Raw genomic sequence first — 22,501 nt, forward strand, 5'->3', positions numbered from 1 at the left:
ACCCCGCCGTCGCGGCGACCCTGGAACGACACCGCGACCTCGGCCGTGACCTCGCCACAGCCGGCCCCGTCGCGATCACCGAGAGCTGGCAGCACCTGCGCTCGGACTCCGCCTTCCACGCCGTGCTGTGGATCACCGAATGGCCCAGGTCGCTGGTGTATCCGGGGTTCCTCGCCCCGATCCTGCTGTCCTCGGGCGTGCGGCGCGCGTTCTCGCTGATCGCGACCCCGATCCGCTCCGACCAGGCCGCCCGCGACATCCGCAAAAAGAAGACCGAGTACATCAGCGACGCGCACCAGCGCCAGCGGATCGGTCAGATCGAGGATGCGCAGCAGTCCGCTGAGTTCGAGGACGTCCTCCAGCAGGAAGCGGACCTGACCAGCGGCCACGGCATCCTGCGCTACACGGGCCTGATTGCCGTATCCGCGCCGACGCTCGATGAGCTGGAGGCGGCCGTTTCCGCCCTCGAGCAGGCCGCGATCCAGGCGTCGTGCGAGACGCGCCGCCTGGTCGGGCAGCAGGCCGCGGCGTTCGCCGCTGCCGCGCTGCCGCTGTGCCGCACCGTCTGACCGGCCGTGCGCACCTGTCCTCCGACACGCCAACCCATCGTGAGGACAACGCCATGCCGACTCTGACCGACCCGCTCGCGGATGCCGCGGAGAGCGCCGCCGCGCTGCGCGGTCTCGCGCACGCCACGCGGGACATGCCCCCGACCAGCACTTACCCGGTGCTTGGCGAGCTGATCGCCGGCACCCGGTCGCTGCGGCAGGTGCTCGATCAGCTCACCCGCAGCCTCGTCGACGCGCACGAGCTCGCCCGCACCGACGACGGTGACCCGTTCCTCGGCCGGGTCTACGCGCTCGCCGCCGCGGACGCACTCAACCTCGCCGCAAACGCGCTCGACGAGGTGCAGGTGCGGCTCGACCTGGCCTCGCAGCACGCCTCCCGCATCGCCTGGCAGCCTGCCAGCCTTGACCCGGCCGGTCTCGCCGGCGACGCCCCGACCCATGCACCGGAGGAGGCGACCTCCCGGTGGGTGAGCGTCGTGTTCCTGCAAGGCGAGGAGGCCGATGAGGTGCTGACCCTCATCGACCGTGAGGGTCCCGACGCGGCCGTTGCGCACCTGGCGCGGTGGGACTACGGCCAGGAGACGACCGACGCGGCGCTGGTCAACGGCTACGTCTACGACGCCCCGCCCGTCGGTGCGCTGGACCGCACGGTCACCGTCGAGGGATACGCGCTGACGTACAACCCGACCCTCGGTCACGTCGGCCTGCTGCGCGCGCACGACGTCGCGCCCGACCCGGCGCTCGCCGAGCCCGCGCCCCTCACGCAGGCCGGCAGGGGGCGGCCCGCCGACCCGGAGTGGTTCGGTGCCGCTCCGCAAGCCGCACGGCTGGGTCAGGGCCTCGCGCTGTGAGCGGCCAGGACGACGACCGCCTGCACACCAGCGTGCTCGTCTCCCCGCAGAACGAGCGCCGCAAGCACCGCAAGGCGCGCCAGCGTGCCGCCGCGGAGTTGATCGCCGAGCAGCAACGCACCCGCAAGCTGCAAGCGCAGCAACGCTGGGAAACCGAGCGCGACGAACGCCGCCGCACCACCTACCTGCCACCCGCCGGGGAGGCCGGCCCGGCTGCGCTACGCACCCCCGGCCGGCTGCGGCTGCCGCGCCATCAGGACACCTCGGCGACGCTCGCCGGGGCGTATCCCTTCCTCGCCGAAGGCGGCCTCGGGTCCGCAGGCGTGTTCGTCGGCCAGGATCTCTACTCCGGCGGCAGCTTCGTCTACGACCCGTGGGTCTTGTACGCGCGCGGGGTCATCACCGCTCCGAACATCGTCGTGGCCGGCATCGTCGGCTCCGGCAAGTCCTCCCTGGTGAAGTCCCTGTACACGAGGTCGATCGCGTTCGGGCGCAGGGTCTACGTGCCCGGCGACCCCAAGGGAGAGCACACGGCGGTCGCCGAGGCCGTCGGCGGGAAAGCGATCGTGCTCGGGCACGGGCTGCGCAATCGGCTGAATCCGCTGGATGAGGGGCACCGGCCCTCGGACGTGTCCGACAGCGAATGGGCGACCCAGGTCGCTGCACGCCGCCGCGATCTGATCGGCGCGCTGACGGAAACCGTGCTGGATCGGCGGCTGACGCCCCTGGAGCACACCGCGATCGACCTCGCCCTGGCCGATGCGGTGCGCTCGGCCGAGATCCCGATCCTGCCGATGGTCGTCGACCGCATCCTCAACCCCGCCGCCGCCGACGACTCGGACGGGCGCCTCGCCGAGGACGGACGGCTCGCCGGGCACGCTCTGCGCCGGCTGGTCGCCGGCGACCTCGCTGGGTTGTTCGACGGCCCCTCCACGGTGACGTTCGACCCGTCCCTGCCGATGGTCAGCCTTGATCTGTCCCGCGTCGCGGAGAACAGCACCCTCATCAGCGTCCTGATGACCTGCTCGTCCGCGTGGATGGAAGCGGCGCTGCTGGACCCCAACGGCGGGCAGCGGTGGGTGATCTACGACGAGGCATGGCGGCTCATGTCCCATGCGCCGCTGCTGCGCCGCATGGACGCCCAATGGCGCCTCGCTCGGCACTACGGCATCGCGAACGCGCTCGTGTTCCACAAGCTCACCGACCTCGACAACGTGGGCGACAGCGGCTCGGCGATGCGCGCCCTGGCATCCTCGCTGCTCGCCAACGCGGAGACGCGGATCATCTACCGCCAGGAAAGCGACCAGCTCGGCATCACCGGCGAGATCCTTGGGCTGACCGGGACCGAGCAGAAACTCCTGCCGACGCTGGGCACCGGGCAAGGGCTGTGGCGGGTCAAGGATCACTCCTACGTCACGCAGCATCAGCTGCATCCGGCCGAGCTCGAACTGTTTAACACGGCTACCCGCATGACCGGGGGCGTGGCGTGAAGCCCCGCTACCGGCGCGGCGGTGACGCCGACCAGCCGGACGTCCCGGCACCGGCGCAGCCGATCATTCACGTCCCGCACGTCCGGGTCGCGGTCGCGCCCGACGGCGCGTTGTCCGTCACGGTCGATGGCGCGCCGTTCACCGCGCCGGAGGCGCTGCGTCCGCTGCGGCGCGACACCTTCGGGGCGCTCGCCGATCATCTCACCGCTGCCTTGGACAGCCCGATCCGCGTCGAAGTGCATGAGGCGGACGGCTCGACCTTCACCGACATCCTCACGCCACCGCGCCGCCGGAGCCGCTTCGCCCCTCCCGAGCCTGCCTTTCCCCAGCAGGCTTCGGCTCCGGCGGCTGCGGTCCCTGCTGTGTTGTTCGAGGTGAGCGCGGACGGGTTCGTGCCCGGCGAGGACGTCGCCCTGGCGGTCATCGTCGCCCATTCCGACGCCGGCCCGACCGGGCACGGTCGCGCGCTGCTGCAACACCATCTGCTCGAGCTGGCGCCGACTCGCGAGGTGCTGCTGCTGGGCCGGATCTCCGGAACCTTCTCGGTGCAGCATCCCGAGCGAGCCGGCCGGTGAGCACGACGACGGGCCGCGGCCCGGAAGACCTGCTCGCGAGCCTCGGCATCGGCTTGCTGATCGGCGCTGCGGGTCTAGCCGGCGTGCTGCGGGTCGCCGGGACGATCGCCGCGTTCCTGACCGGCGCGCCGCAGCCGGCCGGCGGCATCGAGGCCGGCCTCGGTGTGCTGCTGCGTCCCGGCGACCCCGGCGACCCGCTGGGAGTGCCGGGGCTGAACCCGGTCGTCTACTGGATCGCGACGGCGGTGCTGCTCGCCGTGATCGGCGTCGCCGGCTGGTGGGGCTGGTCGCTGCTGCGCCGGCACTCGACGGCGACGCGCCGCGACCCGCACCGCATCCAGGGCACCGCGACCGGCGCGGAGGTCGCCCAGGCAGCCTCCAGCCGGGCGTTGCTGCGCCGCGCCTCCACGCTGCGGCCGTCGACCTCTGACCCGAAGCCGGCTGACGTCGGCTACCTGCTGGGCCGATCGCACGGGCGCCAGGTGTGGGCGTCGGTGGAGGACAGCATCCTGCTCATCGGTCCGCCTCGCGCGGGCAAGGGCATGTTCGTCGCGATCAACGCCATCTTGGACGCCCCCGGCGCGGTCGTGACGACTTCGACCCGGCCCGACAACCTCACGGCCACACTGCGCGCGCGGCTGCGGTGCGGTCCCGTGGCGGTGTTCGACCCGCAGCACTTGGCCGAAGGCGTGCCGGCCGGGCTGCGCTGGTCGCCGGTGCGTGGCTGCGAAACTCCGCTGACTGCGATGATCCGCGCGACGGGCCTGGCAGCGGGAACCGGGTTGTCCTCGGGTGGGGTCGAGGGCGGCGGGTTCTGGGAGGGCAAGACCCGCACCGCGCTCCAGGCGCTCCTGCACGCGGCGGCGCTCGACGGGCGCGGGGCCGCCGAGCTGTTCCGGTGGACCCTGGACCCGACCGCCGCTGCGGAGGCCGTCGCGATCCTGACCGCACACCCGCAGGCGGCGACCGGGTGGGCCGAGTCGCTGGAGGCGATGATCCACGCCGACCCCCGGACCCGCGACTCGATCTGGCAGGGCGTGTCGCTGGCTCTGAGCTGCCTGGCCGACCCCCGCGTGCTGGAGGCGGTCACCCCGCGCCCCGGCGAGGACTTCGATCCCGCCGCGTTCCTCACCCAGCGCGGGACGCTGTACCTGCTGGCGACCTCTGCGGGGGCCGGCAGTTCCTCGGCGCTGGTCTCCGCGTTCGTGGAAGACCTTGTGGAGACCGCCAGGCACCTGGCCGCGACCTCACCGGGCGCACGCCTGGACCCGCCGCTGCTGCTCGCGCTGGACGAGATCGGGAACCTCGCGCCCCTGCCGAGCCTGCCCACGCTGATGGCTGAGGGCGGCGGCACCGGGATCACGACCATGCCCGTGCTCCAATCCCTCGCCCAGGCGCGGGAGAAGTGGGGCGAGAACGCCGCCGCCGCGATCTGGGACGCCTCCATCGTCAAGATCGTCCTCGGCGGCGCGTCCGGCTCACGCGACCTGCAAGACCTGTCGACCCTCATCGGGGAGCGGGACGAGACCACCCACTCGGACACGATCGGCGACCGCGGCTCACGCTCCTCGCAACGCTCCGTGCGCCGCGTGGCGGTGATGCCGCCCGAGACGATCCGCACCCTGCCCTTCGGCACGGGGATCACGCTGCTGCGCTCGGCCCCGCCGATCGTGACCGATCTGCGGGCATGGACGACCCGCGAAGACGCGGCGACGCTGAAGGCCGACCGTACCGAGGTCGAGGCGCTGCTAGGCCGCCCCGCCTGACTGGCAGCGGGCGCGCACCTGCCTGACGGGAACGGCCGCATCTGGCGGCTGTCACGACAGGCAAGGAGCACGACGTGAGCATCCAGACCCAGCAGTCGTTGACCGGGTTCATCGCCACCGAGCCGCAGCTGACCGAGACCTCGAAGGGGCAGGCCCGGTTCTACGCCAGGGTCGGCGTGCGGCATCAGCGCGGCGAGCCCGACGGCACCACCACGGACCTCGAGCCGACGTTCCACCACCTCGTCCTGTTCCGCGCCGCCGCCAAGCGCGCCCACGCCCTCCTGGCGAAGGACGACAGCTTCGTCGCCAGCGGGCGCGTCCACCCGTTCACCTACGAGCGCGACGGGAAGACGATCCGCGACGAGGAGTTCATTGCGACCGCCATCGGCCACGACAGCCTGCGCACCCGCTACAGCGTCGACCGCAGCCACCGCAACCAGCCCGCCCCGGAGGCAGACGCGGCCGAGCGCCCGACGCCGCGCCCGCGCCGCAGGCCGGCGCCGATCGCGGATGCGCCGCAGCGGCCGTCCGCCCAGTCCACCGCGGTCGCTCTCTGAACAGCGGCCTTCCCATGAGCAACCAGGACGACACCCCGCGCGAGCCCGCCGCGGGTGGTGGAGGCGAGCCGGAGCTGCTGCCGGAGCCGCCGCACCCGGTGAACTGGAACATCCTGACCGCCGACGAGGCCGAGACCGAGTGGCTGGAGCTCAACGCCTGGGTGAACTGGCTGCGCCGCACCTACGGTCTGCCGGCCGCGGTGGTCCCGCCGCTGTGGCACCGCCACTCCGAGCTCGTCTGGGAACTGTCGGCGCTGCACCTGCACTGGTTGGGCGCCTACGACCCGGAGCAGAACGGGTCGGCACCGCTGGGCTGGCACCGCGACTTCGCCGACGCCCGGCACCGGCTGCGCGATTGGGTCGCCGCGTCCGGCACCCGCCTGGACCGCGACCGACCGACCAGGCAGACGGTGTGGCCCGGCGAGGAACCCGCCGAGCCCGTCGAGGAGATCCCGATCACCGACCGGGACGCGGACTTCGTGCAGCACGTCCTCGATGACGTCGCCCGCCGCCGCGAGGCCGAGGACGAGTTCTACCGCAACCTCGACCCGGACACGGGCGAGATCCGCCCCTGACCCTGCGCGACCGACCACGAGATAGCCCATGCGCGACACGGAGGTGGCTTGATGGCTGCGCGCCGGAACCGCGACCCGCATCCCGGTCAGCTCGCGTTCGACCTGTGGGGACTGGACGAGCAGACCGCCGACGAGTCCCTGGCCGGTGCGCTCGCATCCGATACGCCAGAGGACACCGCCGGGGAGGAACAGGCCGATGAACAAGTACGCGGCAGCGGCCAGAGCACATTGGGAGAGGACGGCCCCGAGCCGGCTGAAGGCGCTGGAGAACCCGGAGGAGTTCTTCACGAACCTGGGCCTGGAAGTGCAGGCGCAAGTGTCGGACCTGACAGCAATACTGGCTGGGACGCGATCTTCGGAGCAGAATTACTTGCAGGAGATCGCCCGGCTAGTGACGGCCCGGCGGATCGCGGAGGAGGTCGTGATGGCACAACTGGTGTGGATCGGCGACCCGGAGCTGCCGCTGGAGCAGGCCCGCGAGGAGTGGGAGCAGACCCGGCCCTCGGACGAGAACCTCGTGACCTGGGCCGAACGGATGCAGGACTCCCCGGACTTGATGCCCTCGACGGTGGAGCTGGAGCAGATGGCGAACGACTGGGCGGTGCCGGTGGCCTTCCTCGAGGGCCTGGTAGCGACCGAGCCGCCGCTGGACTACCTACGGGAGAACCAGGCCGTGCTGCAGGAGGCGGCGACGATCCGTTTCCTACGCGAACTGAGCTAGCCGCCCCATCTCGGTTCGTCCCAGCATCGCAGGACGACCTGGCCCCTTCGGGGCCGAAGGCCCGTTTCCAGGCGAACACCGCGGCGATCCGGCTCGCCCGCACCCTCGCCGCCGAGGAACGACCCGCGACGGGCGAGGAGCAGCAGGTGCTCGCCCGCTGGTCGAGCTGGGGTGCGATCCCCGACGTGTTCGACGCTACGAAGGACGGCTGGGATGCCGAGCGCGCCGAGCTGCGCGGCCTGCTCGACGAGACCGACTGGGACGCCGCGGCCCGCACGACGATCAACGCCCACTACACCGACCCGCTGATCGTCCGGCAGATGTGGCGCGCCATGAGCGCGCTCGGCTTCACGGGCGGAAGCGTGCTGGAGCCGGGTTCGGGAGCGGGGACGTTCATCGGGCTCGCGCCGGGCTCGGCGCAGATGACCGGCGTCGAGCTGGACCCGGTGACGGCGGCGATCAGCCAGGGCCTCTACCCGCACGCGACGATCCGCGCCGAGTCGTTCGCCGACACCCGCCTGCCCGAAGGGCACTTCGACGCTGCGATCGGCAACGTGCCGTTCGCCGGCGTCGTCCTGCACGATCCGGTCCACAACGGCACCAAGCAGACGATGCACAACCACTTCATCCTGAAGTCGCTGCGGCTGACCCGGCCCGGCGGGCTCGTCGCGGTGCTGACCTCGCATTACACGATGGACGCACAGAATCCCGGCGCACGCCGGGAGATGAACGCCCTGGCGGATCTCGTCGGGGCGATCCGCCTGCCCACCGGCGCGCACCGCCGCGCGGCTGGCACTGAGGTGCTCACCGATCTGCTCATCTTCCGCCGCCGCGAGGACGGTCGGCCACCGGCCGACGACCTGTGGGAGACTGTCACGCCGGTCAGCATCGACGGGCGGTTGGTGAAGATCAACGCCTACTTCGACCATCGGCCCGAGCGGATGCTCGGCGCCGTCGGCGTGCAGCAGGGCATGTACGGCGCGGATACGCTCACCGTCACCGGGAACCTCGCCGAGCTGGAGAGCACACTGGCGCTCGCCGTGGACGAGATCGTGTTCGCCGGGCGCCGGCTCGGGCTGATGATGAGCGAACGCACCGCGGCGCAGCAGTCCCGCCGTGCCGCGTTCACCCCGTCCGCGCCGACCGTATGGGACGGCAGCATCGTGCCCGTCGACGGCGGCGAGTTCGCGACCGTCGCCTCCGGGGCGCTGGAACCACTCGCCGTACCCAAATCGGCGGCGACCGAACTGCGCGCTCTGCTCGGGCTGCGCGACCGGGCCACGACCCTGCTGACCCTGGAGTCGGCGACGGTGGACGACACAATCGAGGTCATCGAGGCGCGGGCGGCGCTGCGGCGCGACTACCAGAAGTACCTGGGCAAGTACGGCCCCCTCAACCGCTACACACTGCGGCCGACCGGGCGGCAGAACCCCGCCGGTGAGGACACCTACGCGCGGATCGTGCCGACCCCGATCCGGCTGCTGCGTTCCGACCCGTTCGGGCCACTGGTGATCGCCCTGGAGCAGTTCGACGACACCGAGCAGACGGCCACGCCGGCGGCGATCATGACCCGCCGTGTCGTCGCCCCGCGCCCGGAGGTGCAGGGCGTGGAGACGCCCGCCGACGCGATCGCGGTGAGCCTGGACCGCACCGGCGGCATCGACCTGACCCTCATCGCCGACCTGCTGGGCATGCCCGAGCACGAGGCACGCTCGGCGCTGGCCGGGATGGTGTTCACCGATCCCGTTGGCGGCGAACTCGTCCACGCCCCCGCCTATCTGTCCGGCGACGTGCGGGGAAAGCTGGAGTCCGCCAAGGCGCGCGCCGCCGATGAGCCCGCGTTCCAGGCGAACGTCGACGCGCTGGCCGCCGTGCTGCCGCCCGCGCTCGGCGTCGAGGACATCACCGCCCGCCTGGGCGCGGTGTGGATCAGCGAACGCATCCACGAGGACTTCCTCAACGCGATCCTGAAGACCTCCGACGTGCGGGTGGAGAACGCGCTGCCGGGCATGTGGGAGGTCCGCGGCGGGCGGGTGGGCGTGCTGTCCACGAGCGAGTGGGGCACCGAGCGGCGCCCCGCGCCCGACATCGCCCAAGCCGTCATGGAACAGAAGACCTTGCTCGTCTATGACGAGGTGGAAGACGTCGGCGGGAAGATCCGCCGCGTCCTGAACCCGATCGAGACGACGGCCGCGCAGGAGAAGGCCGACCTGATCCAAGAGCGGTTCGGCGAGTGGGTATGGGAAGACCCGGCCCGCGCCGCGGCGCTGGTCGAAGAGTACAACCGGCGCTTCAACTCCATCGTCCTCCGTGACTACAGCGATGCGGGCGACTACCTCTCGCTGCCCGGCATGGCGGCAAGCTTCGAGCCGCGCCCGCACCAGCGGGCCGCGGTCGCCCGCATGATCGCCGAGCCCTCGGCCGGTCTGTTCCATGAGGTCGGTGCCGGCAAGACGGCCGAGATGGTGATGGGCGCGATGGAGATGCGCCGCATGGGCCTGATCGCCAAGCCCGTCGTCGTCGTGCCGAATCACATGCTTGAGCAGGTCGGCCGGGAGTGGTTGCAGATCTACCCGCAGGCCCGCATCCTCGCCGTCTCCAGCGGTGACCTGACTGCGGACAAGCGCCGCACCTTCGTCGCCCGCGCCGCAGCGAACGAGTGGGATGCCGTGATCTTGACGCAGGGCGCGTTCGCGAAGATCCCGCTGCGCACCGAGACCCAGCAGGCATACATCCGCTCGCAGGTCGATGACGTCAAGGAAGTGCTCGACCAGGCCGAGGGCGAGGACCGGATGAGCGTTAAGCGCATCCAGCGCAAGCTCCTGGCCCTGGAGAACAAGCTCAAAGAACGCACCGACACCTCCCGCGACGTCGGCGTCTGCTTCGAGGACACCGGCATCGACTACGTGATCGTCGACGAGATGCACATGTACAAGAACCTCGCCACAGAGTCCAACATCCGCGACGCCTCGATCGAGGGCTCCGACCGGGCGACCGACCTGCACATGAAGCTTGAGTACCTGCGCTCACAGGGCCGGGAGCGAGTCGTCACCGGCGCGACCGCGACCCCGATCTCCAACTCGATCACCGAGGCATACGTCATGCAGCGTTACCTGCGCCCAGACCTACTCGACGCGGCCGGAATCGGTGCGTTTGACGCTTGGGCGGCGACGTTCGGGCAGACCGTCACGCAGATGGAGATGGCCCCGACCGGAAACAACACGTTCCGCATGAAGACCCGCTTCGCGAAGTTTTCGAACGTGCCGGAGATGCTCAAGATGTGGTCGATCTTCGCCGACGTGAAGACCGCCGAAGACCTGCAACTGCCGACCCCGGACCTCGTTGCCCGCGACGACGGGCAGCGGGTGCCGGCGACCGTGCCGGTACAGCCGACCGTGGAGCTCGAACGGTTCATCGAGCACCTGGGGGCGCGGGCGGAGAAGATCGCCGCGAAGGCGGTTCCGCCCACCGAGGACAACATGCTCAACGTGTCCACCGATGGGCGGAAGGCCGCGCTGGACATTCGCATGATCGTCCCGAACCGGCCCTCCGGCCCGACGAAGATCGACGCGGCCGCGGACGCGATCCACCGGGTATGGGAGCGCACGCGCGACAACGAGTACCTCGACGTCATCACCGGGCAGCCCTCGCCGGTACGCGGGGCGTTGCAGCTGGTGTTCTCCGACATCGGGACGCCGAACCCCGATCGCTGGAACGCCTACGACGAGTTGCACGCCCAGCTCGTGATGCGCGGGATGCCGGGCGAGGCGATCCGGTTCATGCACGAGGCCAAGACCGACACGGACAAGGCGCGGCTGTTTGCCGCCGCGCGCGCCGGGCACATCGCCGTGCTGCTCGGCTCCACGGAGAAGATGGGCGTCGGCACCAACGTCCAGGCCCGCGCCGTCGCGCTTTACCACCTGGACTGCCCGTGGCGTCCCTCGGACATCGCCCAGCGCGAGGGCCGGATCATGCGGCAGGGCAACCAGAACGCGGAGGTCGCCATCGTCCGGTTCGTGACGGAGCGCTCCTTCGACTCCTACATGTGGCAGGGCGTCGAGCGGAAGGCGACGTTCATCGCCCAGCTCATGCGTGGCCGGCTCGACACCCGCGAGATCGAGGAGATCGACTCCTCGGCTCTGTCCGCCGCGGAAGCGAAGGCGATCAGCTCCGGCAACCCCCTGCTGCTGGAGCACTCCACGATCCAGAACGAGGTTACTAGGCTCCGTCGGCTGGAACGTGCCTATCACCGTAACGAGTCGATGCTGATCCACAGCCGTGACCGCGCCCGCGGCGACGCACGCCGCGCCGGGAACGATATCGAGCATCTGGAGGCGGCGCTGCCCCGCATCCGAGAGACCTCCGGCGAGAACTTCCGTATCGAGCTGCGCGGCACGCACTACGACTCGCGGGTCGATGCCGCGCACGCGCTCGCCCGGTGGGCGCACGACTCGGACCTGAAGTGGGCGCCGAAGTACGCGACCCGCGACTACGGCGTCATCGGGCGCATCAGCGGATTCGACGTCCACCTGAGCACGCTGCCGATGCTCGGCGATCTGCTCATGGAGGTCACGCTCGACGGCGTGCCCCGCAGCGGCTTCACGATCTCCCGCGACATCTTCCTCGAGGGTGGTGTCGGCGTGATTCAGCGCATCGAGAACCGCGTCTCGGGCATCCCCACCCTGCTCGGGCACGCCCGCGATGACCTCGCCGTCGCCGAGCAGACCATCGCCGAGACCGAGGAACGCATTGGTCAACCGTTCCGGTACGTGCGCGCCCTGGCCGAGTCGGAGGCGGACCTGGCCCGTGTCGAGGCGCAGCTCGCCGCGATGCAGGACGGCGGCGACCTGCCGCCTGCCGTCGAGGAGGCCCGGATCACTGTGGAGTCCGTCCGAGCGCACCGTCCCGCGCTCGGTGTGCGAGCCGACCCCGACCGCACTGTGGCCGACCTCGCCGTCGCCGAGCGTTCGACGGCGCCGCTGCGCGAAGGACCGCAGTTCGGCCTCTGAGGTCGAGTCTCAGAACAGGGTCGGCGCGTCAGGGCCAGCGGCGGGGGGACGTGTCCCGAACGAAGACGACGGCGCCAGCCGCCGCGCCGCGGGCGCCTGCTCGGCCTGGGGCATGAGGCGGATCGCCAGGATGGCCTTGACGTCGCTCCACAGGTCCGGGCGGTCCAGGTGCGCGTCCTTCTGGCAGTCGCTGGCCAGGTCGCTCAGGAACCGCTCACGGCGGGCAGGCGTCGACATCTGCTCGTCGTAGAAGCCGTGAATGTCGTAGTGCGCGATGAACCCGAAGTAGCCGTGCGTGGAGAGCCCCAGATACAGCGGGCGCGTGAACCGTTCACGGGGGAAGTCGTCGGCGATGAAGCGCAGCAGGGAGTTCACGAACCGCGCCTTGCGCTCCGGCGTGCCCGAGTCCCAGCCCGAGTCGACGAACTGCTCCGGCCGATATCGAGGGGTCGCCATGATGCTGCTCCGCTTCTTCGCCGCGGGCAGGCGCCCGCACCACGAAGGTGCGCGCCGCCGTGGGGTCGGGGCGATGCGCGTACCTGTGCATCATGGGCAGCACAAGCGCAGAGCACGCCACCCGCGGCGATCTCGCGAAGGACGCGCTCCCGCCCAACTTCGATGTGTTGGCCTGGACGCGAGAGGCATGCGAGGCGTCAGGGGTGCCGTTCGCCGTCGAAGACCCGGTGGCGCTGGGCCGGCTTCGCGCGCTCATGGAGCATCCGGCCTGACCCAGCATCCTCCCGTCATGCCTTGAAGGTGAGCTGCACCCGCTCGGGCCGGAAGCGCGAACCACCGTTCGCGTAGGGCTGCACGACGAGGCTGTCGATCAGCGCGGTCAGGATCGCGCGCTTCTGCGGCACAGTCCACTCGTGCTCCCAAGCGTGCCGCAGAGCCGCCTCATCGCCGATAGGGAGCCCTTTGAGGGCCGACCCGCGGTTTACCCTGCCGAGGGCCAGTTCCGCGTCGTGAACGGCGCTCTGGGCGGCGACGCGACCGGCGTGGTACTCGCTGCGAGTCAGCATGCCCGCCCCGTAGTCGCGGGCGAGATCTTCCATCCGCTCGCGCGCGGCCATGATCCGTCCCATCGCTTCCGCGACTGCCCCGCCTGTCTCGGGAGTGTCGGCCGGAAGGGTGGTCACGGCCAGGCGTGCGATCACGGCTTCTCTGACAACAGCCTCGAGGCCGGATGCACTGACCGACAGACCGCCTCTCTCGGGATGTCCTGGTACTGGCATGCAGCGGTAGTAGTTCCGCTTCGCATCGGATGGCCCGTGCTTGGCCTTGCCCGCGACGAGCCCGGAGCCGCACTTGCCGCACGTCGCGATCGCCGACAGCAGATTGATCGAAGATACTCCAACCCGGCGGTCGGGGTTGGAAAGCATGGCCCTGATGCGGGTTGTCTCTTCCGGCGTGATGATCGCCGGCCAGTTTCCCGGTCCGAGGATCTCTCGCCCGTTCGGGCCATCACCGCGCCGTCGCGTCGGCTCGTACGCTCGCTGCCCGCTGATCCGGGCGGAGACCAAGATGGACTTCACGGTGGTCGCGTGCCAGACGCCGAGCGTCTTCCCGGTCTTCGCCTGCGGTGCGGGGAACCCGGACTCATCGTTCAGCCACGCGGTGATCGAGCGCAGGGACTGGCCGGCGAGGAACCTGTCCGCCATCTCACGGACGACGGCGGCCTGCTCGGGGATGAGGACGCCGCCGGTGCCGTATCCGAACTTTGCTGCGCCGTGCCAGTCGCCACGTTCGGCCTTCTGCCGGTTCGCGCGGCGAATGCGGTCAGCCTTGTGTCCGGACTCGTAGGCCGCCATCGCGACGAGCTGTCGGGCCATCAGCCGACCCTCGTGGGTGTTCAAGTCGAACGCACCGCCCATGACCGCCTCAATGCGGATCGGATGCGTCTCCACGAGGTCGATCAAGTCCTCGAGCTCACGGGGTCGCCGGTAGAGGCGATCGACGTGCCACACGACGACCCGCGAAGGACCGAGCTTGATCCGGGCGAGCATTCGCGCGAAGTCCGGTCGCTTCTTGTCGAGGTAGGCGGACGTGTCGTTGTCCATGAAAACGTCGGGTTCGGCAACGTCCAGGCCCAGCCGGGCGCACAGCGAGAGGCAGTCGTCTCGCTGTCGCTCGACCCCGGCCTCCTCCCCGGTGCGGTCCTCGCTGATCCTCAGATAGACCAGCACCTGCTCCGTGATCGTCCCGGTGCTGCTCGTCGTTGCCCTAGAGAGCATGACGACCGCCCCGATCGGAGCCCTGCCTCAAGGACACATCGAAGGGGCATCGCGCCAGTGCGCGAAGCACCTCCTTCGAGGACCGATCGACTGCCAGGCGGGTTGCCTGCAGCGCGGCTGCGACGACTAGGTTGTTCTCGCGGCAGTACCGCTCGATGGCTCGTCGCTGTGCTGTTGCATCCCCGCCAACGGCCCGCGCGCGGGCCACCCGCACGTACGCCACGACGTTCTTCTTGCGTTCGACATCCATGCCGATCACCTCCACTGACTAGGTGCGTCAGATGCACCAAGTGGAGAAGACCACCGTGCTCGGTGCGCTGCTCGCATCCTGCGCCGACACGCAGCGCATCGTCACCGTGGAGGAGACGTTCGAGCTCGCGGTCAGCGGCCCTGATCTCGTGGCGCTGCAGGGGCGGCAGCCCAGCCTGGAGGGCACGGGCGAGATCACGCTGCGACGGCTCGTCAAGGAGGCGCTGCGGATGCGCCCGGACCGGCTGGTGGTCGGCGAGGTCCGTGACGCCGAGGCCCTCGACCTCGTACTGGCGCTCAACACGGGCGTTCCCGGTGCGTGCACCGTGCATGCGAACAGCGCGGCGGAGGCGCTCGACAAGCTCTGCCTGCTTCCGCTGCTCGCCGGCCGCAACATCGACCGCGACTTCATCGCCCCCGCCCTCGCCACCGCGGTCGACCTGGTGGTGCACTGCGAGCGCGATCACGATGGCACGCGTCGGGTGCGAGAGGTGGTGGCGCCGACCGGGGAGGTGCGCGACGGGCGCGTGCTCAGTAGGGTGCTGTTCGCCGCCGACACCGAGGGGGTGCGCGTGCCGGGCGGACTGTCCGCGGTTCCGCGCGCGCGGGCGATGGGCGGGCTCGCGTCGTGAGCATCCTCCTCGGTGCGACGCTCGCCGCCGGCATCCTGCTCGCGGTCTCGCCCTGGCTCTGGCCGGCAGGGCGGCGCTCCTCCTCATCCAGGCCGCGGGGACGCACCATCCGTCTTGTGGAGGAGGCCGGATTCCCCGCGCATTCCTCGCGCACGCTGCTGCTGACCATCGTGATCGGCGCGGTCGTCGCGGCGGCCATCACCTGGCTGGTCACGGGGATCGGCGTGTTGGCGACCCTGGCCGCGGTCGCGGGCGGGGCGGCGCCGATCGCGTTCCTGCGCGGACGGCGACTCCGTCTGCGCCGGCTGCGTCGGCAGCTCTGGCCGGACGTGTGCGACCTCCTGATCGCGTCCATCCGCGTGGGGCTGTCGCTGCCCGACGCCGTCGCGACCCTCGCGGAGTCGGCCCCGCCCGCTCTGCGACCGGCCTTCGCGGTGTTCGCCAGGGACCTGCAGGGCAGCGGACGGTTCGAGGCGAGTCTCGACCGACTGAAGGACGCGCTCGCCGACCCGATCGGAGACCGCATCGTGGAGACACTGCGAATGGCCAGGCAGGTGGGCGGCACGGAGCTCATCGGCGTGCTGCGTGCCCTGTCGGCGTCCGTGCGGGCCGATGCCGCTCTCCGCGGCGAGGTGGAGGCGCGGCAGTCGTGGATCCGCGGCGCCGCTGTGCTCGGAGCCGTCGCGCCGTGGGTCATCCTCGTCCTTCTGGTGCTGCGCCCCGAGGGTGCGAAGGCGTACGGAACCCCGGAGGGTGTGATGGTGATCTGCGCGGGTGCCGTCGTCTCGACTCTCGCGTTCCGGATCATGATCCGGATCGGCCGCCTTCCCGAGCCGCGGCGGTGGTTCGGTTGAGCGGCGTCACCGCCCTCGCCGTCGCCGTCCTCCTCGGCGGAGGGCTGGCCGTGGGCGTGCTCGGTGTCCTGACGGCGCTCCCGCGATGGCGAGCTGCGCCCCTCGCCCTGCGCATCGCCCCCTACGTCCGCGACGTCGTGGCGGACGATCTGCTCCCGCCCGAAGCTCTGCCCGCCGTCGGGGCACTGCCGGCGGGCAGCTCGGTCTGGGACCGCTTGCTCTGGACGTTCGAGCGGATGGTCGGAGGCGGCGAGACGCTGCGCTCGCGTCTCGCGCAGGCCGGCTCCGGTATCGGGACGGCGGCATTCCGCGGTCGGCAGCTCGCCTGGGGCCTCGGCGGGATCGTGACGGGAGCGCTCGCCGTGATCGCGCTCGTGCTGGCAGGACGCTGGTCGGTTCCGGTCGGTGTGATCCCCCTGCTGTGCGGTGCCCTCGCGGTCATCGGGTATGACATGCAGCTGTCCGCGCGGGTGAAGGCGCGGCGCGTCCGCCTCACGGATGAGCTGCCCACCACTCTGGAGTTCCTCGCGCTGTGCCTCTCCGCGGGAGAAGGCTTCCTGGATGCCGTGCGACGGGTGGCCGGTGTCGGCTCCGGTGAGCTCACCGGCGAACTGCGGCGCCTCGTGCTCGAGGTCGGCACCGGATCCACGACCGCGGACGCGCTCACGGCCATGGCGGCGCGGCTGCAGCTGCCCGGCCTGTCCCGTGCGGTGGATCAGATCGTGGCGGCGCTGGAGCACGGCGCACCACTCGCCGCAGTGCTCCATGCGCAGGCGGGGGATGCGCGGGAGGACGCCAAGCGCACGCTCATCGAGCAGGCGGGGCGCAAGGAGATCCTGATGCTGCTGCCGCTCGTGTTCCTGATCCTGCCGCTCTCGGTCGTCTTCGCCGTGTACCCCGGGCTGTTCATCCTCCGGCTCGGTATCGGCTGAGTGCGGCGTCAGCCTGTGGATAACTCGGAAGGCGGAGGGGTCGCTCCGGGCAGACTGGCGGCATGATCACACGTGCGCGTTCGATGCTCGCTATGCTCGACCCGACCTCGCCCAAGGTGCGTCTACACGGTACGGACGTGCCCGGCCCGCAGCCCGGTGGGGGTGGCAGCCCGTTCGAGCCGGGCCGAGGGCCGAGGAGTTCGGGGCACTGCGGGAGCCCGAACTCCCGCTCCCCGCGGTGGCGGGCGAAGAGCTGCACGGCCGGCGGCGCTCCCGGGCTCATCGAGGACGAGACCGGGGATGTCCCGGGCTGGGTGCTCGTCACGTTGATGACGGCAGGACTGGTGGTGGTGATCTGGGCCGTGGCCGGTCCGGCGCTCACGAACCTGTTCGAGCAGGCCATCCAGCGGGTCTCGGGTCTCTGAGATGAGGGTGCCGCACGTGGTCGCCGACGATCGCGGCTCGAACCCGGTCGAGTTCGTGCTGGTCGGGACACTGCTGACGGCACTCACGCTCGCGGTGCTGCAGCTCGCGCTCGCGGTGTACGTGCGCAACGTCGTCCATGACGCGGCGGTCGAGGGGGCGTACCACGCAGCGCTTGCGGATACGAACCTGGCCGAGGGCGCGGAGGCGGCGCGCACGGTGATCGAGCGAGCGGTGGGCGCCGCTTATGCCGACGACATCGCGGTGGCGACGTCAGGGCAGCGCGGACAAGAGACGGTCGACGTCCGGATCCGCACCACCCTGCCGGTGTTCGGGCTGATCGGTGTGCCCTACGCGCTGCAGGTGGAGGCGCACGCGCCGGCGGAGTCCTTCGATGAATGACGAGCGCGGGTCGAGCTCCCTGGAGTTCATCGCGGTCGGCGTGATCCTCCTCGTCCCGCTCGCCTACCTGGTGATGGTGCTCGGCGCGATCCAGGAGCAGACGCTCGGCGTGGAGTCCGCTGCGCGCCACGCGGCGAGGGTGATCGCCACCGCCCCGGATGCCGATAGCGCCGCGAGCCGAGGCGACGCAGTGCTGGCCGGCATCGTCCAGGAGTACGGCATCGACCCTGGCGAGGTGACACTGACCGTCCGATGCACGCCGGAAGGACAGGAGTGCCCGTCCGCGGGGGCGACCGTCATGGTCACCGTCGGGACGACGGCGCGGCTGCCGTTCGTGCCTGCGATCCTCGGACTCGACCGCGCGACGGCGATCCCGGTGGAAGCCAGCGCGGTGCAGAAGGTGTCGCGGCAATGGAGCGCGCAGTGAAGACGGCGATCCCCCTCCCTGCGGTGGAGTGGGCGCACGGAGCTGCGGAAGAGCGCGGGACTGCGGCGGGGAGCAGTGCGGAGGAGGGGAGCGGTGCGGAGGAGGCACGCGAGGCGGAGGAGGGGAGCATCATGCTGCTCGTGCTCGGCTACGTCCTGCTCGCGCTCGCGGTGGTGTTCGTGTGCGTGTGCGCGACAGACCTGTACATCGCGCAGAAGCGCCTGGACACCCTTGCCGACGCGGCGGCGCTCGCCGGAGCGGACGGCTTCACGCTCCGCCTCGACGGCGACGCGGCGCGGGCGGAGCTCACCGATGAGGGAGTGCGCGCACAGTCGCAGCCCCTGGTCGACGGTGCGGGGACGGAGGCTGTCCTCGTCGCAGCCGACACTCCCGACGGCAGTTCTGCCCGGGTGACCGTGAGCGTGCCCTGGCACCCTCCGCTCGTGTCTCCCTTCGTGCCGGACGGCCTGCTGCTCCGGTCCACGGCGACCAGCCGCACGGCGTTGCGCTGACCGGAGGAGTCGGCTCGTCGGATGGGCGGGACGAGCCGGTGGCGGGCGCGTGCGAGCGCGGGGTCAGTCGTGGTCGACGGAGTCGTCGGGGCGTCCGTCGCGAGGGACGAACCGAGGGATCCAGCGCAGGAACGCGGCGGCGCCCAGGATCCCGACCACCCCGATGGCCCCGGCGGCGACGGAGAGCGTGGAGACGGCTGTGATGGCGGAGACCAGCAGCGGAGCCATCGCCCCGCCCGCGTCGGTGAGCGTACGCCACGACCCGAGGAATGCTGCGGGCTCGCGCTTCGGGGCGACGTCGGCGCCGAGCGTGAGCAGGATGCCGCTCGACAGGCCGTTGCCGACGCCGAGCACGGCCGCGAACATGCCGAACCACAGCACAGCGGCATCGGCCTCGTGCGTGAAGGCGAGCGCCAGGAAACCGGCGCCCATGAGCAGCATCGCGGGCATGGCCGCCCACAGGCGACCGAAACGGTCCATCACCTGCCCGCTGGCGTAGAACAGCGCGAAGTCGATCGCGCCGGACACGCCGACCACGAGGGCGATCGTGGAAGCGTCGAGGCCGAGGGAGAGGCCCCACAGCGGAAGCACGACCTGCCGCGCCGACCGCACGGCAGCCAGGGATGCCGCCGCGAGCCCGAGACGTGAGAGCAGCCCGCGTTGCCGCCACATCGTCTGGAAGATGCCCGCGCGCTCGATCGTGGGGATGGAGCCGCTCACCGCTTCGCCGCTGTCCTCCACGAAGCGCTCGCTGGACCGCACGGGCGGGATCGTCTTCTCCGGATCCGGTCCGAACAGCACCAGTACGACCATGACGACGAGACAGGCGATGAAGAACCAGATCGCGGCGACCTCGCTGCCGAACAGCTGCAGCAGGCCCGCCGCGACGAACGGCCCGATGAAGATGCCGAGGCGGAAGCTGCCGCCCAGCAGAGACAGCGAGCGAGCACGGAAGGGGAGCGGCACTCGCGTGGTCATGAAGGCGTGCCGCGCGAGGCCGAACGCGGCAGCGCACAGTCCGAGCACGAAGACCGAGGCCGCGAGCACCGCGAGCGACGGCGCGAACATCATCCCGGCGCCCGAGGCGAGTGCGACGATGCCGGCGATCACCATCGTGAAGCGCTCTCCGATGCGTCCCACCGCCCACCCGGCCGGAAGGTTGCCGCACAGCTGACCGACGACGAGGGCGGACGCGACCAGCGCCGCGCCCGCGACGTCGGCGCCCATCGACGCGGCGAGCACGGGGATCAGCGGGATCACCGCGCCCTCGCCCAGCGCGAAGAGGATGGTCGGCAGGTACACCATCGGCCCGAACTGACGAAGGACCGCTGACGCACTGCTCACGTCCCTCACGCTACCCCCGGGCGCGGGCACACCAGGACCCGTCGCCGCGCGTGCGGGCGGCACGTTAGGCTGAGGTGTCATGCTCGAACTAGATCTCTCCGCCGAAATCCAGGCGCTCAGGCACACCTTCGGCGACATCAGCGAGGTCGTCGACGTCAACCGTCTCCGCGAGGACATCGCGCGGCTCAGCGAGGAGGCCGGCGCCCCCGACCTCTGGGACGACACCGAGAACGCCCAGAAGGTCACGAGCGCCCTGAGCCACCGCCAGTCGGAGCTCGCCCGCATCACCGGCATCGCGCAGCGCCTCGACGACCTCGAGGTGCTCGTCGACCTGGCCAATGAGATGGGCGACGAGGACTCCGCGATCGAGGCGCGCAACGAGCTCAGCATCCTCACGGACCTCATCAACCAGCTCGAGGTGCAGACCCTGCTGGACGGCGAGTACGACGAGCGCAGCGCGATCGTCACGATCCGCTCCGGTGCCGGGGGCGATGACGCCACCGATTTCGCCGAGATGCTCATGCGCATGTATCTCCGGTGGGCCGAGCGGCACAAGTACCCGGTGAAGGTCATGGACACCTCCTACGCGGAGGGCGCCGGCATCAAGTCGGCGACGTTCGAGATCGACGCCCCGTACGCCTTCGGCACGATCTCGGTCGAGGCCGGCACCCACCGCCTCGCGCGCATCAGCCCGTTCGGCTCGGCCGACAAGCGCCAGACCTCTTTCGCGGCTGTCGAGGTCATCCCGCTCATGGAGGAGGCGACCGAGGTCGACATCCCCGAGAACGACATCCGGGTGGACGTCTTCCGCTCGTCCGGCCCCGGTGGGCAGTCCGTGAACACGACCGACTCGGCCGTGCGCATCACCCATCTGCCGACCGGCATCGTCGTGTCGATGCAGAACGAGAAGTCGCAGATCCAGAACCGTGCCGCGGCGATGCGCGTGCTCCAGAACCGACTCCTTCTGCTGCAGAAGGAGCAGGAGGCGGCCAAGAAGAAGGAGCTCGCCGGCAACATCACGGCCAGCTGGGGCGACCAGATGCGCTCCTACTTCCTCTACGGCCAGCAGCTGGTGAAGGACCTGCGGACCGGACAGGAGTCGGGCAACCCGGCCGCCGTGTTCGACGGCGACCTCGACGACTTCATCTCGGCAGGCATCCGCTGGCGCAAGCGCCGCGACGAGGACTGAACATGACGAAGGCCCCGGGCGACCGGGGCCTTCGTTGTGTGGCAGGGTCGGCGGATCTCAGCGACCCGAGCCCTGGAGGGATCCGGTCACATCCTCGTAGCTGTACACGATGCACTGGATGGCGCGGTCGTCGGCGCGGTTCCAGGACCCTTTCGTGGGCTGGTAGCTGTAGAAGTCCAGCTCGGATTGCTCGTACGTGAGGCCGACGAAGCTCTCGAACTGGGCCAGGCACCCGTCCCAGGCCGTCTCCTGGAGGGCGCTGTCTCCGGGGAACTCGCCGTCCTCGACCTCGAAGATGTAGAACACCTCGTCGGTGTGCGGCTGGTCGCAGGGGACGACCGGCAGTTCGGAGATCTGGTCGACATCGGTGTAGTCGACGTACGGGAGGCAGTCTCCGACCGCGAGGTCCTCGAACGCGACCATCTCGGCGCCTTCGATCTCGGACGGGTCCGGCGCGGGTGACGGTGCCTCCGATGCGCTCGGGCTCGGGGCGGGCGTGGATCCGGCACCCGCCTCGACCGCGGCCGTGAGCCCCAGCGTCACGAGCGCGACCGCACCGGCGAGCGCGGAACCGACGATCGCGACGCTCAGACCCGCGATGCCGGGCCACTTCGCCCCGCGCAGGAACAGCGACACGATCGACACCACCAGCGCGATCCCGAGCAGCACCCATCCCGCGAGTGCGACGGGCGGTATGCACGCGAGCACCACGCCGATCACCGCGGCGGCCAGACCCGCGACGCCCACCGGCGAGATGCGCCGCCGTGGGGGCGCGGCCGGAGCTGCTCCGTACGGAGCGGTGGCGTCGTGCGGGGTGTTGGCGTCGTGCGGGGTGTTGGTGCCGTACCGGGTGTTGGTGCCGTACGGGGTGTTGGTGCCGTAGGGAGCGGTGGTGCCGTAGGGAGCGGTGGTGCCGGATCCGGGGAGCGGGTGCTCCTGCCCGGGAAGCGCATACGGCGGTGCGAACGGGTGCTCCGGCGCGGGAGGGATGTCGGGGACAGCTGCTTCCGCTTCTGTCGCGTCTGCTGCCGTGGGGGCGGGAGCGGGAGCGGCAGGGGGAGTGTGCTCTGCGGAGCGGACGTGCGTCGTCCACTGCTGCCCGTCCCACCACCGCAGGTCGCCGGAACCGTCGTCGTACCAGCCCGCGGGTGTCGTCATGGAATGGCCTGGTCTTTCTGTGGGGGAATGGC

The 22,501-nt window shown here is 70.8% G+C and carries 22 protein-coding genes; 18 read left to right on the top strand and 4 right to left on the bottom strand.

All coding sequences use genetic code 11. The features are described 5' to 3' along the window. The 9 genes from M3C17_RS05360 to M3C17_RS05400 form a co-directional block, all read left to right on the top strand. Positions 1 to 569, top strand: a 569-nt coding sequence (locus M3C17_RS05360; protein ID WP_311198427.1) for an SCO6880 family protein, incomplete at its 5' end; no start/stop codon positions are given. Between the two features lie 53 nt (positions 570 to 622). Then, positions 623 to 1,420 (top strand): hypothetical protein, encoded by a 798-nt coding sequence (locus M3C17_RS05365; protein WP_259976620.1) that lies wholly within the window; start codon positions 623 to 625, stop codon positions 1,418 to 1,420. Between the two features lie 32 nt (positions 1,421 to 1,452). Further along, a complete protein-coding gene (locus M3C17_RS05370) occupies positions 1,453 to 2,910 on the top strand; it encodes an ATP-binding protein (RefSeq protein WP_396819700.1) in 1,458 nt (485 codons plus the stop codon). Further along, positions 2,907 to 3,485 carry a hypothetical protein gene (locus M3C17_RS05375; protein ID WP_259976622.1) on the top strand — a complete coding sequence of 193 codons (579 nt, stop codon included), beginning with the start codon at positions 2,907 to 2,909 and terminating at the stop codon, positions 3,483 to 3,485. Before M3C17_RS05370 ends, M3C17_RS05375 begins: the two co-directional genes overlap by 4 nt. Beyond that, complete coding sequence (locus tag M3C17_RS05380; RefSeq protein WP_259976623.1) at positions 3,482 to 5,251, top strand: type IV secretory system conjugative DNA transfer family protein; 1,770 nt, start codon at positions 3,482 to 3,484, stop codon at positions 5,249 to 5,251. The genes M3C17_RS05375 and M3C17_RS05380 overlap by 4 nt, the downstream gene beginning before the upstream one ends. Positions 5,252 to 5,325: 74 nt before the next feature. After that, the gene (locus tag M3C17_RS05385) at positions 5,326 to 5,808 is read left to right on the top strand and encodes a single-stranded DNA-binding protein (RefSeq protein ID WP_259976624.1); all 483 of its coding nucleotides are present in this window, start codon (positions 5,326 to 5,328) and stop codon (positions 5,806 to 5,808) included. A 14-nt stretch (positions 5,809 to 5,822) separates the two neighbouring features. Continuing rightward, complete coding sequence (locus M3C17_RS05390) at positions 5,823 to 6,383, top strand: hypothetical protein (RefSeq protein WP_259976625.1); 561 nt, start codon at positions 5,823 to 5,825, stop codon at positions 6,381 to 6,383. A 196-nt stretch (positions 6,384 to 6,579) separates the two neighbouring features. After that, on the top strand, positions 6,580 to 7,104 hold the full coding sequence (locus tag M3C17_RS05395) for a hypothetical protein (protein WP_259976626.1): 525 nt from the start codon (positions 6,580 to 6,582) through the stop codon (positions 7,102 to 7,104). A 146-nt stretch (positions 7,105 to 7,250) separates the two neighbouring features. Continuing rightward, positions 7,251 to 12,113, top strand: coding sequence for a helicase-related protein (locus M3C17_RS05400; protein ID WP_259976627.1), 4,863 nt, complete (start codon positions 7,251 to 7,253; stop codon positions 12,111 to 12,113). A gap of 9 nt (positions 12,114 to 12,122) precedes the next feature. Here the strand turns inward: M3C17_RS05400 and M3C17_RS05405 are convergent, their stop codons facing one another. Continuing rightward, on the bottom strand, positions 12,123 to 12,569 hold the full coding sequence (locus tag M3C17_RS05405; RefSeq protein ID WP_259976628.1) for a hypothetical protein: 447 nt from the start codon (positions 12,567 to 12,569) through the stop codon (positions 12,123 to 12,125). A gap of 92 nt (positions 12,570 to 12,661) precedes the next feature. Here M3C17_RS05405 and M3C17_RS05410 point away from each other — a divergent pair, with 92 nt between their 5' ends. Next, positions 12,662 to 12,841, top strand: a complete 180-nt coding sequence (locus tag M3C17_RS05410; RefSeq protein WP_259976629.1) for a hypothetical protein — start codon at positions 12,662 to 12,664, stop codon at positions 12,839 to 12,841. A 15-nt stretch (positions 12,842 to 12,856) separates the two neighbouring features. Here M3C17_RS05410 and M3C17_RS05415 read toward each other — a convergent pair whose 3' ends face one another. After that, a complete protein-coding gene (locus M3C17_RS05415; protein ID WP_259976630.1) occupies positions 12,857 to 14,299 on the bottom strand; it encodes a recombinase family protein in 1,443 nt (480 codons plus the stop codon). A gap of 329 nt (positions 14,300 to 14,628) precedes the next feature. On the opposite strand from M3C17_RS05415, the gene M3C17_RS05420 reads away from it, so the two are divergent. The 7 genes from M3C17_RS05420 to M3C17_RS05450 all read left to right on the top strand — a co-directional run bounded on the left by M3C17_RS05420 (position 14,629) and on the right by M3C17_RS05450 (position 18,778). Next, entirely contained in the window at positions 14,629 to 15,228 is a 600-nt protein-coding gene (locus M3C17_RS05420) for an ATPase, T2SS/T4P/T4SS family (protein WP_396819704.1), read from the top strand. Further along, positions 15,225 to 16,082, top strand: coding sequence for a type II secretion system F family protein (locus M3C17_RS05425; RefSeq protein ID WP_259976631.1), 858 nt, complete (start codon positions 15,225 to 15,227; stop codon positions 16,080 to 16,082). Before M3C17_RS05420 ends, M3C17_RS05425 begins: the two co-directional genes overlap by 4 nt. Further along, entirely contained in the window at positions 16,070 to 17,014 is a 945-nt protein-coding gene (locus tag M3C17_RS05430) for a type II secretion system F family protein (protein ID WP_259976632.1), read from the top strand. The genes M3C17_RS05425 and M3C17_RS05430 overlap by 13 nt, the downstream gene beginning before the upstream one ends. 62 nt (positions 17,015 to 17,076) lie before the next feature. Beyond that, positions 17,077 to 17,439 carry a hypothetical protein gene (locus M3C17_RS05435; protein WP_259976685.1) on the top strand — a complete coding sequence of 121 codons (363 nt, stop codon included), beginning with the start codon at positions 17,077 to 17,079 and terminating at the stop codon, positions 17,437 to 17,439. Position 17,440: 1 nt separating this feature from the next. Beyond that, positions 17,441 to 17,839, top strand: a complete 399-nt coding sequence (locus M3C17_RS05440; protein WP_259976633.1) for a TadE/TadG family type IV pilus assembly protein — start codon at positions 17,441 to 17,443, stop codon at positions 17,837 to 17,839. Further along, entirely contained in the window at positions 17,832 to 18,266 is a 435-nt protein-coding gene (locus tag M3C17_RS05445; protein ID WP_259976634.1) for a TadE family protein, read from the top strand. Before M3C17_RS05440 ends, M3C17_RS05445 begins: the two co-directional genes overlap by 8 nt. Then, entirely contained in the window at positions 18,251 to 18,778 is a 528-nt protein-coding gene (locus tag M3C17_RS05450; RefSeq protein WP_259976635.1) for a pilus assembly protein TadG-related protein, read from the top strand. The genes M3C17_RS05445 and M3C17_RS05450 overlap by 16 nt, the downstream gene beginning before the upstream one ends. Positions 18,779 to 18,841: 63 nt before the next feature. Here M3C17_RS05450 and M3C17_RS05455 read toward each other — a convergent pair whose 3' ends face one another. Next, complete coding sequence (locus M3C17_RS05455; RefSeq protein ID WP_259976682.1) at positions 18,842 to 20,083, bottom strand: MFS transporter; 1,242 nt, start codon at positions 20,081 to 20,083, stop codon at positions 18,842 to 18,844. Positions 20,084 to 20,201: 118 nt separating this feature from the next. Between M3C17_RS05455 and prfB the strand changes: the two genes are divergently transcribed. Then, positions 20,202 to 21,311 (top strand): peptide chain release factor 2, encoded by a 1,110-nt coding sequence (gene prfB / locus M3C17_RS05460; protein WP_259976636.1) that lies wholly within the window; start codon positions 20,202 to 20,204, stop codon positions 21,309 to 21,311. 57 nt (positions 21,312 to 21,368) lie between these two features. On the opposite strand, the gene M3C17_RS05465 is transcribed toward prfB, so the two are convergent. After that, positions 21,369 to 22,469: a DUF2510 domain-containing protein gene (locus tag M3C17_RS05465; protein ID WP_259976637.1), complete on the bottom strand. Its 1,101-nt coding sequence runs from the start codon at positions 22,467 to 22,469 to the stop codon at positions 21,369 to 21,371. Positions 22,470 to 22,501 lie beyond the last annotated feature (32 nt).

The organism is Microbacterium sp. p3-SID336 (assembly GCF_025143365.1).
Classification (GTDB): Bacteria; Actinomycetota; Actinomycetes; order Actinomycetales; family Microbacteriaceae; genus Microbacterium.

Excerpts from the sequence above, each read along its gene's own strand:
- M3C17_RS05405 (WP_259976628.1), bottom strand. The coding sequence starts at position 12,569 with ATGGCGACCCCTCGATATCGGCCGGAGCAGTTCGTCGACTCGGGCTGG.
- M3C17_RS05390 (WP_259976625.1), top strand. The coding sequence starts at position 5,823 with ATGAGCAACCAGGACGACACCCCGCGCGAGCCCGCCGCGGGTGGTGGA.
- M3C17_RS05420 (WP_396819704.1), top strand. The coding sequence starts at position 14,629 with ATGCACCAAGTGGAGAAGACCACCGTGCTCGGTGCGCTGCTCGCATCC.
- M3C17_RS05435 (WP_259976685.1), top strand. The coding sequence starts at position 17,077 with ATGATCACACGTGCGCGTTCGATGCTCGCTATGCTCGACCCGACCTCG.
- M3C17_RS05450 (WP_259976635.1), top strand. The coding sequence starts at position 18,251 with ATGGAGCGCGCAGTGAAGACGGCGATCCCCCTCCCTGCGGTGGAGTGG.
- M3C17_RS05365 (WP_259976620.1), top strand. The coding sequence starts at position 623 with ATGCCGACTCTGACCGACCCGCTCGCGGATGCCGCGGAGAGCGCCGCC.
- prfB (WP_259976636.1), top strand. The coding sequence starts at position 20,202 with ATGCTCGAACTAGATCTCTCCGCCGAAATCCAGGCGCTCAGGCACACC.
- M3C17_RS05465 (WP_259976637.1), bottom strand. The coding sequence starts at position 22,469 with ATGACGACACCCGCGGGCTGGTACGACGACGGTTCCGGCGACCTGCGG.
- M3C17_RS05445 (WP_259976634.1), top strand. The coding sequence starts at position 17,832 with ATGAATGACGAGCGCGGGTCGAGCTCCCTGGAGTTCATCGCGGTCGGC.
- M3C17_RS05440 (WP_259976633.1), top strand. The coding sequence starts at position 17,441 with ATGAGGGTGCCGCACGTGGTCGCCGACGATCGCGGCTCGAACCCGGTC.
- M3C17_RS05455 (WP_259976682.1), bottom strand. The coding sequence starts at position 20,083 with ATGGTGTACCTGCCGACCATCCTCTTCGCGCTGGGCGAGGGCGCGGTG.
- M3C17_RS05395 (WP_259976626.1), top strand. The coding sequence starts at position 6,580 with ATGAACAAGTACGCGGCAGCGGCCAGAGCACATTGGGAGAGGACGGCC.
- M3C17_RS05410 (WP_259976629.1), top strand. The coding sequence starts at position 12,662 with ATGGGCAGCACAAGCGCAGAGCACGCCACCCGCGGCGATCTCGCGAAG.